Origin of the sequence: Rhizobium sp. AB2/73 (assembly GCF_020871915.1) — a bacterium.
Classification (GTDB): Bacteria; Pseudomonadota; Alphaproteobacteria; order Rhizobiales; family Rhizobiaceae; genus Rhizobium; species Rhizobium dioscoreae.
In genome coordinates this window covers 853,511-865,125 of sequence record NZ_CP067072.1, presented here as the reverse complement: position 1 = coordinate 865,125, position 11,615 = coordinate 853,511, and the positions used below count along the sequence as shown (strand labels likewise).

The following is an 11,615-nucleotide window of genomic DNA, read 5'->3' as shown; positions in this document are numbered from 1 at the left end:
CGGACGATCGGAAGACCGCCCGGGCTTTTCTGTCTTGCCGTTGCCGAAGATCCTGTCAGTTGCCGCCTCTGTTAGCGAGCCACCGCTTGAATTCGACATTCGTGTCTGTCTGGATGGCGCCGACGCCGGCGTCAATGAGCGCTCCCCAAACGCCTTCGGGGTCGCCGAGCGCGCGGCTGTCGTTGAAGTCGAGATTGTGGGAGACGTCGAGTGTATTGATCCAGAGCCGGATATTTTGACGCTCCAGTTCCTCGCGCCCGGCGGCAAGATCGGCAATGTCGGTAAATTTCACCTCGACCATCGGCGCCTTGAGCGATTCGATCATCCTGAGGTCCTCGGTGAATTTTCCGGGCCGGACGGGAAACATCGGCATATGCGGGATTGAGCCGAACCAATCGGCGTCCAGCACCGGAAAGCAGCCACTTTGCGGCGCGACATCCGATTTGATGATGACGTGATCTTCCGCACCCAGCCGCCGCACTGCAGCAATGACCTGTGGCAGTTCGCGGGGGAATTTCGTGTCGATATTGACGAAGACGCGCCCGCGCGCCTCCTCCAGCGCTTCTTCGAGCGTGGGAACGCGTTCATCCGTCAATGCCGCCAGCTCTCCGCCGGCACCGCCACGCAATCGTGCATCGCGGACCGCGGCGAAACTGCTCGCTCCGACGATACCCTTGGCGGAGGTGGTGCGGTCCAGCGTCTTGTCGTGAATGACGACGAGATGGCCGTCGGCGGTCGCCTGCGTGTCGATTTCGACGAATTCCACCCCAAGCTCGGCTGCCGCACGGATTGCCGCCAAAGAATTTTCGGGAGCTGCCGACCAAAGCCCGCGATGGGCAATCGTCAGAATGTTTGGATTGGCCCGGGAGAGGAGGTCGTAGATATCGGCATTGCGGGATGAGGGCGATGTGGCGGTCTGGCTATGCATGGAAAAAGCTTTCGTGAGCTGTCGGTTTCAGGCGGACGGGCGGATGCGAGGTTCGATGTCGAATGTGAGCACCAATGGATGTGCCGACGCGATGTATTGGCACCGATCGCTGCTATGGCTATTAATACACATAAAGTGTAATATTTATGACGAGAGCCGCGAATATGTGGTTCGGATTGTGCGCTGACAGGCGCAGGCTAAGTCGGCATGATAGGAATGAGGATTGCACTCATGGCAGCGCTTGAAAAATCTCCACTGGCAAGCGAGAACGAGCGCCTCATCCTCGATATTGTCCGCAGCCGCGAGCCAATCCCGCGCGCGACCATTACGGCCCACACCAATTTGACGCAGCAATCGGTACATCGTCTCGTCGAGGCGCTAATGGCCCGCGGCTTGCTTCGCGCCGGTGCGCCAATCAAGGGCGCGCGCGGGCAGCCGAGCCCTACTATCGAACTGGAGCGGCAGGCGGTTTATTCGGTTGGTATTTCCGTCAATACCGACGCCGTGACACTGTCGCTTGCTGATTTCGCCTGCGACATCGTCGATCAGGAGGTGCTCAGCGGCGTGCCCGCCGACCGCAAGGCAGCGCTGGCAATCCTTGCCGAGAAACTGAGTTCGATCCTGACGCGCCATGAAATATCGCGCGCAAATCTCATCGGACTTGGCTTTGCCATGTCGGGCTTTTTCGTCGGCGATGATCGTCGCTTCAATGCCCCGGAGCCGCTGCGCGAATGGTCTCTGGTCGATCTGCAGCCGGAACTCGAGCATGTGTTCGGAGTTCCGGTCTGGTTGGAAAACAACGCAACGACGGGCGCCATAGGCGAGAGCCTGCGCGGTGTCGGGCGCTGGTGCAAGACCTTCGCATACCTCTCCTTCAATTATGGATTTGGCGGCGGCCTCATCCTGGAGGGCAGGCCCTATCTGGGCTTTCATGGGAATGCCGGGGAATTCAGCGTCATCTACAATCCGGACGAAACGCTGCGCCGGCCGGCTTTGCAATATCTCATCGCCACATTGCGGGAGAACGGTGTCGACATAGGCTCCCTTGAGGAACTCAAGCAGAATTTCGATCCTTCCTGGCCCGGCGCCGAGAGCTGGCTCTCCGAGACCATGCCGATGCTCGAGCGTCTGATCGCCACGCTTGCCGGGGTGATCGATCCGCAAGCCATCGTCTTCGGCGGCCAGCTGCCGCCCGAGCTTGGACGAATGATGATCGCGCGCGCCCGCCTGCCGTCGCAGCGTCCGCATCGCTATGGTGCCGCACCGCCGGGGCCTCGGCTGGTTCTTAGCGAAACCGACGGTGACGCCAGCGCGATCGGCGCGGCTCTGCTTCCGCTGAAATTCCGGTATTTCCTGTAAGCGTGCCGACCACCTGTTACGCAGGATTATCGGATGGTGCCGCTTGACCATCCGGTATCTGCCAGCTTTCCGGCAAATTGGCAAAATAACCCCACGAGGCCCAGGGGAGGTCGCCACTATTGCTTGGTCGCGTCGCCAGGCGCCATTCCGGTGGATCGGGAAAACCATGCCAAATCAGCCGCATCAAAAGCATGTCCTCACCATCGCACGTCGCGTAAAATTCGACATCAAGACTGCGAAGGTCTCTTGCTTCGATGCCAAATAGCGAATGGCCGGCATCCAATATGGAAGACCAGGTAATCGTCTTTGTCGCTCTATCCTGAAATCCGGTGAGCTGCTGGTCCGCCACCTTGTCGGGAGCATCCCACGGGTCAGCCTCCCACTCGTTCGACGTCGAGTTCATGCGATCCATTTGCTTCATAAACTCTCCATTCGATCCGCTTTCGGCATTGAGAGGCAACAGTCTATGGCGACTTGGCGCGGTCTGCCAGCAAAGCCTTTTTCACTGTGGTTGCCCTGTGCAGATGCCGCCAATATGCTCGCTTGGTAGGCGGATCAAATTCGACCGGACGTGCCGGAACGGCCGGTCGAGGGGATTTCATTTCCGCATCATCAATGTTTCAGTGTGCTGTCAGAACGACTTGTTAATGCACGGCCCGTGTTTTCTGGACGACCGCATTGGCGCGTAAGACTGCAATCATTGTCGGCAATGGAAAGCTGGAACGCGATATCGCCAGTATCGTAGACGAGGCGCAATTCGTCATGCGTTTCAATGAGCCTGTTCTTTCCGAAGGCATGAGTGGCGAGCGCACCGACATGATCATGCTGGCCGCATCGAGCAAGATCTTGTATCGGCGGCTTTTGGATCCAAGTTTCATGGATAACGCCGCGCTCAAGGCCGCAAAGGTCTTTATGCTGGCCTATCACCCAGATATCATTCGCAAATATCATCCCCGACCGAACATCTTCCAGCGTGTGCAGGGCCGACGGGCTGACTGGACGATGCAGGCAATCGAGTTGCTGGGCAGGGCCGGCAAGGAGATCCGCATCATGCCGCCTCAGACCTATATTGACGGCTGCGGCGAGCTCGGCATTTCCGGGCGTCGCATGCACAAGGTCTTTCCCAGCACAGGCTTCCTCGGCATCTGTTATGCGCTTTCACGGTTTCCCGCCTCGGAGTGGGATATCAAGCTATGCGGCTTTGGCTGGGAAGGATGGAAGCGGCATGATTGGCAGAATGAAAGAGCCTGGGTCGAAAACAAGCTTGCCAATGATCGCCTCAGCCTGATCGCCTGATCAAACCGGTGTTCTTCATGGATAAAGATCTGGCGGCTTATTGGCTGTTGTCGCTGCCGAGCAGCCCACGAAGCTCCGGCAGTTTGTCGTTCACCAACCAGCCATAATAATTTTCTTCCGGCAATTTCTTCCCGCCCGAAGCATCCGCCGCCTGCCGCAGGGCAGCCGCACGGCGGCGCGGCTGGCCGACATTGTAAAGCGTAGCCGTCAGGCCCGGATTGTCGGTGATGTCGAAGCCCTCCGCGCGATAGGCGTCGATGGCATCCTTCACGATGGCGGCAATATAGATCACGCTGCGATCGGGATCCATGATGTCGCGGTAGATCGCCTGCGGATCGTCGACCGATAGCTTCGGCAGGCCGCTTGTCGCGTGGACGAGATCGGTGACTTCAAGGGCGGTCAAAGGGCTGATCTGGCCAAGGCCGAAGGTCTGGCCCGCAAAGAAGGGCTGAAAGAACGCGCGCTGGAACGTCATGTTTTCATAAGTGACACCATCGATGACCTTGCCTCGAAAACTCTTGTCCCAGGTCTCGTCGCGGCATTCCCAAAGTTCGGCGCTGCCGGTGAAGGCGTTGCAATGGGCGAATTCCGGCTTCTTCAGGAAGGTTTGGACCGTCACGTCCTTATAGGCGAACTTGAAATCGGATTGCGAATAGGCGAGCGCCTTTACGTAGTAGGACTTCACCCTGTTGACGATCGTGATGTTGTAGGTGTGTTCGCCGACAAGGGCGCCAACGATGTGGATGGGATCGATCTGATAGGCCTGTCCGGCCTTCCTGATCGAGGCCATCAGCTCCTTGTCGTCGCGAAGCACGCCGATGATCTTCTGGTATTTTTCGTCGTAGGTGGTGTTGAAGGCCTTGGCCCGCAATATCGAGGTATTGGGGATGGGCGGCTGAACGCTGTTGCGATTGCCTGGCGGCACGCGGACGAGCTCACGCGCGGAAACCGCGTTCGTCAATGCAAGGATAAAAAGAAGACCGAGTGCCGGGAGTATCGACAGGCGTGTTCGCATTCGCAAAGTGGCTTTCCAAAAATATTCCCCGGCGCGGGGACGATCTTGATACGCGATCGCTATCCGAAGGCAAGAGCGCAAGCTTCTTCCGCCTCGCGAATCACAATAAACTTGATCAAAGCAGCTCTCGGCTGCACAGGCATAGGGGATACGGCCGTCCAGGGTTGCGTTCCCGTGGTCCGGGCTTTCGAAAGGATGTCGATGCAACATCTCGTGATCGCAGGGAGCATCTTGCTTGCAGCCGCCCCCGGCGAAGCCTTGCCGACGATGGCGGATGTTCCGGCGCTGGCCAAGGCGGCGGTCGCGCGGCGAATAGAGGTGCCGCCCTCAGCCATCCATATTCTGGAGGCCAAGCCGAGCGAACGAATGCCGGGCTTCGTCGTTTGCGGTCGTGTCGATACGGGAACTGCGAATGACGGCGCCGGTGCGGAAGGTGCAGAACGCTTCTTCGTCGTCATTCCCGGCAATTTTGCCATTCTGGACCAGGATGGGAAAGGCCTGGTCGACAGCTACTGGGCCGCCAATCACTGTGAGTGAGAGGCTAGCGCCTTGCTGATCATGGCGAGCTCCTCGGGCGTGCGACCGGATTCCAGGCGAACCCAATCGTTCGGATTATCGGCCGTCTGGCGCTTGATGAAAGTATAGCCCGTTCTGCTCCAGTTTTTGACCGCATCGGTGAGATTGTCGAGGATGAGATCGCCATTATTGGTGCGCGCCATCAAGACAAGATGTCCCTCGTTATGGGTATCGAGGACAACCGTCAGCAGCAGAGCAGATCGCGGCCAGCCTGCTTCCACGAGCAATTTCTTCTTCAAGAGAACATAATCGTTGCAGTTACCGGCACCGTCATCGGGATAGGTCCACCAGTTGATGATGCCGAGCTTGTAAATGCCATAATGATCGTTGTCGCCGACGCCCTCGATCTCATGATTGACGAGGCTGTTGATCTGCTGCAGCTGCTCCCAGCGGTCATGATCGAGATCGGCGAACTCCACGCTCTTTTGGCCGGCCACGCATTCGGCTGGCTGCGCTTTGCAGAAGCTCGTCCAGCCGACGGGCACACTCGCATCCGTCACCTCACGCGCAAACTGATGTGCATGCGCCGCGGCGGCATTTGCCACGGGTTTTGCCGTTGTTGCCGTCGAAAACAGCAGACCGGCGACGAAGAGAAAGCTTGCAGCGACTAGAAGTGAACGCATACTCGGCTCCATGAGTTGGGCTCATGAAATCCGACGCGGTCAAATTTATTCGGAAAAAGATTATTCGCATTTTATCGAACCGATGCTTTTGACCGGTACGGCGATCGGGGACGTCCATTCCTGTGGCGAACTTATGATTTCCGATCGGTTGCGAAGCGTGCTCCGTAGCGGCTGCGGCCTGAATGTCGGCAAAAAAAGATACGGAATTTCATTCACATATCGCTCTATCGGAAGAACATCTGGCGTGTTTATGATTTGTTTGTCTTAAATGCGAATCTCCATCAAGGATGGACGATGGAACAGCCAGGGAATTGCTCGGGAGGCCTTCATGATCGACGATATTCTCGACCGGATGACGCTTGAAGAGCAGGTTTCGCTGCTGTCCGGCGCCGATTTCTGGACCACCGTGCCGGTCGAGCGCCTTGGTGTTCCGAAGATCAAGGTCACGGACGGGCCGAACGGAGCCCGCGGTGCCGGCTCGCTGGTTGCGGGCGTCAATGCGGCCTGTTTTCCCGTTGCGATCGCGCTCGGCGCGACGTGGAATCCGGCTCTTGTCGAACGCATGGGCGTGGCGCTTGCCGGTCAGGCCAAGAGCAAGGGCGCCTCGGTGCTGTTGGCGCCGACGGTCAATATTCACCGCTCCGGCCTCAATGGCCGCAATTTCGAATGCTATTCCGAAGATCCCATACTGACGGCCGCGCTTGCCGTCGCCTATATCCAGGGCGTGCAGAGCCAGGGCATTGCCGCTACGATCAAGCATTTTGCAGGCAACGAGTCCGAGATCGAGCGCCAGACGATGTCGTCAGATATTGACGAGCGCGCTCTTCGCGAAATCTATCTGCCGCCGTTCGAGCAGGCTGTGAAGAAGGCCGGAGTCATGGCCGTCATGTCCTCCTATAACCGGCTGAACGGCGCCTATACGAGCGAGCATCCCTGGCTGCTGACCAAAGTTTTGCGACAGGAGTGGGGTTTCGACGGCATCGTCATGTCGGACTGGTTCGGTTCGCATTCGACGGCGGCGACCATCAATGCCGGGCTTGATCTCGAAATGCCCGGTCCGACGCGCGACCGTGGCGAAAAGCTGGTGGCGGCGGTCCGCAATGGCGAGGTCGAGCCGAAGACAGTGCGCGAAGCCGCCCGCCGCATTCTGACATTGCTGGAGCGTGTCGGCGCCTTCGAGAAGGTGCCCGATTTGAGCGAACACGCGCTCGATCTGCCTGAGGATCGGGCTTTGATCCGCGAGCTCGGAGCCGAGGGTACCGTGCTCTTGAAGAACGACGGCATTCTGCCGCTGCAGAAGGCCGGCCTTGGGCATGTGGCGGTTATTGGGCCGAATGCTGCCGAAGCTCGTGTCATGGGCGGCGGCAGCGCCCAGATTGCCGCCCACTACAGGGTCAGCCCACTGGAGGGCATCCGGAAAGCGCTGTCGAATGCCAACAGCATTCATCACGCGCCCGGCTGCCGCAACAATCGCCTCGTCAATGTTTTCTCCGGTGAGATGCGGGTGGAGTATTTTAAGGGCCGCGACCTTGTAGGACCGGTGATCGCCACCGAAACGGCGAATAAGGGCGAGTTTTTCTGGTTCGACCTCCCATCTTCGGAACTCGATCCCAACGAATTCTCCGCCCGCATGACGGCCACCTACATGCCGACGGAGAGCGGCGAGCATGTATTCGGCATGACGAATGCAGGCCTTGCTAGGCTCTTTGTCGACGACAAGCTCGTCGTGAATGGCTATGACGGCTGGGCCCGAGGAGACAATTATTTCGGCACGGCCAATGTCGAGCAGCGGCAAAGCATCCATCTGGAAGCCGGACAGAGCTACAAGGTGATGGTGGAGTATTGCTCTTCCGCGACGACCGAGGAGGGGATCAATCTGACGGCGGTACGCTTCGGCGTGGAGAAGCCGCTCGGTGAAGAGGCCATGCTGGATGCCGTTGAGAAGGCAAGAAATGCGGATGTCGTTCTGCTCTTTGTTGGCCGCGACGGCGAATGGGATACGGAAGGACTCGATCTGCCCGACATGCGTCTGCCGGGCCGGCAAGAGGAATTGATCGACCGGGTGGCGGCCGCCAATGCCAATACGATTGTCGTGCTGCAGACCGGTGGCCCCATCGAGATGCCCTGGCTCGGCAAGGTTCGGGCCGTATTGCAGATGTGGTATCCCGGCCAGGAACTCGGCCACGCCGTTGCCGATGTGCTCTTCGGCGATGTCGAGCCCGGCGGGCGCCTGCCGCAGACCTTTCCGAAACACCTGTCGGATAATTCCGCAATCGTTGGCGATGCATCCGTCTATCCTGGCAAGGATGGGCATGTGCGCTACGCCGAGGGCGTTTTCATCGGATATCGCCATCACGATACGCGCGATATCGAGCCCTTGTTCCCCTTCGGCTTCGGTCTTGGCTATACGCGATTTTCCTGGAGTGAAGCGCAGGTTTCGGCAACAAGAATGGGCGTGGATGGCATCACAGTCACGGTCGATGTCACCAATACCGGCGACAGGACCGGTTCGGAGCTCGTGCAGCTTTACGTTCGCGCGCCTGCTTCGACAGTCGAGCGGCCGGACAAGGAGTTGCGCGCCTTCGCAAAGCTTCGGCTGATGCCGGGTGAAAAGGGGACGGCTTCGCTTGTCGTGCGCCCACGCGATCTGAGCTATTTCGACGAGCAGACCGGAACATTTCGAGCTATCGCCGGTCGCTATGAGCTTCTCGTGGCCGCCAATGCTCTCGATATCCGCTCCGCAGTTGCAATCGAGCTCGCGAGCGAATGGATCGGCGAGGTTTCGGATCGCTCGATCTGATATTGCAGGCAGGTGCGGCCGGCGAGTTTGCGCAGGACGAAGGAGCGGACAGGTCTTTGCCTTGAAATTGCTGCGGCTATATTGCGCCGACGCGTCTGGATCCTGCTAGCGACGGCGCATGCGCTGGGGCGGCAAGCGGCCGGAAAATGCGGATGCCTCGTCGCAACCCTCGACACGGAGGATTTCGAGCTGATGGTTGGTCTCGACGCCCTCCGCGAGAACAGGGATATCTAGGCTCTTGCCGAGCGTGAGCACGGCGCGGACGATCGCTTTTGCCTGAATGCTGTGATCCACTTCGTTCATGAAGGAGCGATCGAGCTTGATCTTGTCGAAGGGGAAGGAGCGAAGCGTCTCGAGCGACGAATATCCTGTTCCGAAATCGTCGATGGCAACGGCTACGCCGAGAGCCCGGATCTGTCGCAGGACATGTAAGCTACGAGTTTTGTCGGCAATGATTGTGGATTCGGTAATTTCAAGCTCCAGCCGCGACGGAGCAAGGCCGGTTTCGAGAAGGATCGCATGAACGAGTCTTGCGAGATCGGCATGAGCAAATTGTACGGGTGATAGGTTGACGGCGATCTTGTAGGGCTGCTCCCATGACGCGGCCTCTCCGCAGGCCGTGCGTAAAACCCATTCGCCGATGATAAGGATCGTGCCGCTTTCTTCCGCGATCGGAATGAATTCCGAAGGCGGCACAGCGCCATGCTCGGGGTGATGCCAACGGACGAGGACTTCATAGCCGCAGATCCATGCGTCTTTCTTCATGAAATGTTCGGTTTGTGCCCGATTTAAGACCGTCGGAGTGCGAGTACGGTATCGAACTTCATTCAATTCGACCACAGGATCGACGCCTATCTCCCGTATTCTCGGTAAATTTCCTCTCAATTTTTGCAGTATAAATAGGAAGTTTGCTCTTATTAGAATCTAAATATTTTCGTTCGATAATACAAATAAGTATATTTGAAAGTGGTAATACTTTCAATTCGCGAATGTTTTGAAAATACAACTTATGCTACAGAGAGCTTGCTCGTGAAGAGATTCAGGATCTATCCACAATCGTTTGTCGCATTGCGCAAACTATCAGGGATGCTGTTTGCGGACCGTTCGGGGAATTTCGCAATCACGACGGCATTGGTTGCCGTTCCGTTGATCGCGGTGGGTGGTCTGGCGCTCGATGTCACCAATGCGATGCTCGTCAGAACGGAATTGCAAAATGCCGCCGACGCCGCTGCTGTGGGCGCCATCGCGGATTCGTCTCCGGCGGTTGCGGCTGCCATGGCGATGACAAGCGACGGCACCGTCACGATCGGTCAAGGCGACGCCAACAAGCTTTTCTACGGCCAGGCGTCCAGCGATCTTCAGTCCATACCGGTCAGCGTCAGCGCCGTCGTAACGCGCACCGGAAATATCGTCTCATCGACGGTCAATTTTTCCGCGAACGTGCCGACGACGCTGAGCCAGGTTATTGGAAAAACATCCATTCCCGTCGGCGGCTCGGCATCTGCACAGTATCAGACGGCGAACTTCATGGATTTCTATATGTTGCTGGACAACACGCCATCCATGGGGATCGGTGCTACCATGACCGATATTGATAAAATGGTGGCAAACACGTCAGACAAATGTGCCTTTGCGTGCCACGACAGCAATACAGACGACAATTATTACAATCTTGCAAAGAGCCTTGGCGTCAAGACCCGCATCGCAGTCGTCGGGCTGGCGACACAGTCGCTTACGGATACCGCTAAGACGAACCGCGTAACACCTGATCAATACAGAATGGCTGTCTATACGTTCGGTGCTGACGCTACGAAAATTGGCTTGACCAACGTATCGCCGCTATCATCCGATATGGCGCAGGTTAAGAGTGCCACCAGTGCAGTGGACCTGATGACTGTCCCAGGACAGAGCTACAACAACGACCAGGATACTAGCTTCGATACGATGCTGACGCAGCTCGCGCCGATCATCGGCAATGGCGGCAGCGGGAAAACCACTTCCGATCGTCAGAAGGTCCTCTTCCTTGTCACTGACGGCGTCGGTGACAGCAAGAAGCCAAACACCTGCACCAAGCCGACGACGGGCGGGCGTTGCCAGGAGCCGCTCGACACCACCTTCTGTCAGCCTTTGAAGAACCAGAATATCAAGATCGCTATACTCTACACGACCTATTTTCCCCTGCCGACAAACCCTTGGTACAACCAGTGGATCGCACCTTTCCAGTCACAAATCGGCACCAATTTACAGAATTGCGCCTCACCCGGCCTTTATTTCGAGGTGAGCCCGACGCAAGGCATCTCGGACGCGATGAACGCCCTGTTCCTGAAGGTCATTCGTATGCCACGTATCACAAGCTGACGGCAAGGCATTGATTTGTCGGGGTAATGAAGGCTGAAGTGATTTGGGGTTTCACGGAATCGTCAAACCGCTCCATCACTTCGTTTCGTAAATTCGGACGGAAAGCCGCCGCGCACTTATTCCGGAATTGTCCTAAGTCAACACCAGCGACTTGAGCAGGCCGACGATCTTCTGGCGGGTCCTCGCATCCTTGATCTTTGCAAAGGCTCTGTTGAGCTCGATACCTTCTTCGGACGAAATAAAGCCGACGAGGTCGTTGCGGATCACTCCTGCTTCCTCAGTCGAAAGAGGGTCGTCGAAGGCTGCATTATCGAAGAAGTGGGAGATGGGGACGCCAAGACAGTCGGCAACATGTTGCAGACGACTTGCGCCGATACGGTTGACGCCTTTTTCGTATTTCTGAACCTGCTGAAAGGATAGGTCCAGTTTTTCGGCAAGCGCTGATTGGCTCATGCCCAGCAGGCACCGTTGCGCGCGGATGCGTTTGCCGACTTCGATATCGATCGGGCTAGGCGGCTTTCTCTTCGAAATGTCTTGCACGAGTCCCTCTTTCAGACCGGGAAGCTGCCAATCGGACCGGCAGGAGGTGAGGGCGAATGCCCTAAACCCCTAAACTCTTGCATGCCCTCATTGGCGAAGCTTTCCGACTATGACTGCCGA

10 protein-coding genes and 1 pseudogene are annotated in these 11,615 nt (G+C 57.5%); 5 read left to right on the top strand and 6 right to left on the bottom strand.

Features of this window, described 5'->3' with window-relative positions; genetic code table 11:
- Nucleotides 1-55: 55 nt before the first annotated feature.
- Nucleotides 56-928 carry a glycerophosphodiester phosphodiesterase family protein gene (locus tag I8E17_RS23635; RefSeq protein WP_069615609.1) on the bottom strand — a complete coding sequence of 291 codons (873 nt, stop codon included), beginning with the start codon at nt 926-928 and terminating at the stop codon, nt 56-58.
- 231 nt (nt 929-1,159) lie between these two features.
- Between I8E17_RS23635 and I8E17_RS23630 the strand changes: the two genes are divergently transcribed.
- Nucleotides 1,160-2,287 (top strand): ROK family protein, encoded by a 1,128-nt coding sequence (locus I8E17_RS23630; RefSeq protein ID WP_083258344.1) that lies wholly within the window; start codon nt 1,160-1,162, stop codon nt 2,285-2,287.
- Between the two features lie 16 nt (nt 2,288-2,303).
- Here I8E17_RS23630 and I8E17_RS23625 read toward each other — a convergent pair whose 3' ends face one another.
- Nucleotides 2,304-2,708, bottom strand: coding sequence for a hypothetical protein (locus I8E17_RS23625; protein WP_069615607.1), 405 nt, complete (start codon nt 2,706-2,708; stop codon nt 2,304-2,306).
- 257 nt (nt 2,709-2,965) lie between these two features.
- Between I8E17_RS23625 and I8E17_RS23620 the strand changes: the two genes are divergently transcribed.
- Entirely contained in the window at nt 2,966-3,583 is a 618-nt protein-coding gene (locus I8E17_RS23620) for a hypothetical protein (protein WP_069615606.1), read from the top strand.
- A gap of 37 nt (nt 3,584-3,620) precedes the next feature.
- Here the strand turns inward: I8E17_RS23620 and I8E17_RS23615 are convergent, their stop codons facing one another.
- Entirely contained in the window at nt 3,621-4,598 is a 978-nt protein-coding gene (locus tag I8E17_RS23615; RefSeq protein WP_069615605.1) for a DUF1402 family protein, read from the bottom strand.
- A gap of 201 nt (nt 4,599-4,799) precedes the next feature.
- Here I8E17_RS23615 and I8E17_RS23610 point away from each other — a divergent pair, with 201 nt between their 5' ends.
- On the top strand, nt 4,800-5,135 hold the full coding sequence (locus I8E17_RS23610; RefSeq protein ID WP_069615711.1) for a hypothetical protein: 336 nt from the start codon (nt 4,800-4,802) through the stop codon (nt 5,133-5,135).
- On the opposite strand, the gene I8E17_RS23605 is transcribed toward I8E17_RS23610, so the two are convergent.
- On the bottom strand, nt 5,123-5,797 hold the full coding sequence (locus I8E17_RS23605; RefSeq protein ID WP_069615604.1) for a transglutaminase-like cysteine peptidase: 675 nt from the start codon (nt 5,795-5,797) through the stop codon (nt 5,123-5,125). The two genes, I8E17_RS23610 and I8E17_RS23605, sit on opposite strands and share 13 nt — an antisense overlap.
- Nucleotides 5,798-6,125: 328 nt before the next feature.
- Between I8E17_RS23605 and I8E17_RS23600 the strand changes: the two genes are divergently transcribed.
- Nucleotides 6,126-8,597: a glycoside hydrolase family 3 C-terminal domain-containing protein gene (locus I8E17_RS23600; RefSeq protein WP_069615710.1), complete on the top strand. Its 2,472-nt coding sequence runs from the start codon at nt 6,126-6,128 to the stop codon at nt 8,595-8,597.
- A gap of 105 nt (nt 8,598-8,702) precedes the next feature.
- On the opposite strand, the pseudogene I8E17_RS23595 reads toward I8E17_RS23600, so the two are convergent.
- Nucleotides 8,703-9,344, bottom strand: a pseudogene (locus I8E17_RS23595) (EAL domain-containing protein); the annotation flags it as partial.
- 339 nt (nt 9,345-9,683) lie between these two features.
- On the opposite strand from I8E17_RS23595, the gene I8E17_RS23590 reads away from it, so the two are divergent.
- Complete coding sequence (locus I8E17_RS23590; protein ID WP_069615602.1) at nt 9,684-10,955, top strand: TadE/TadG family type IV pilus assembly protein; 1,272 nt, start codon at nt 9,684-9,686, stop codon at nt 10,953-10,955.
- Between the two features lie 132 nt (nt 10,956-11,087).
- Here the strand turns inward: I8E17_RS23590 and I8E17_RS23585 are convergent, their stop codons facing one another.
- Entirely contained in the window at nt 11,088-11,495 is a 408-nt protein-coding gene (locus I8E17_RS23585) for a helix-turn-helix transcriptional regulator (RefSeq protein WP_083258343.1), read from the bottom strand.
- Nucleotides 11,496-11,615: the final 120 nt, after the last annotated feature.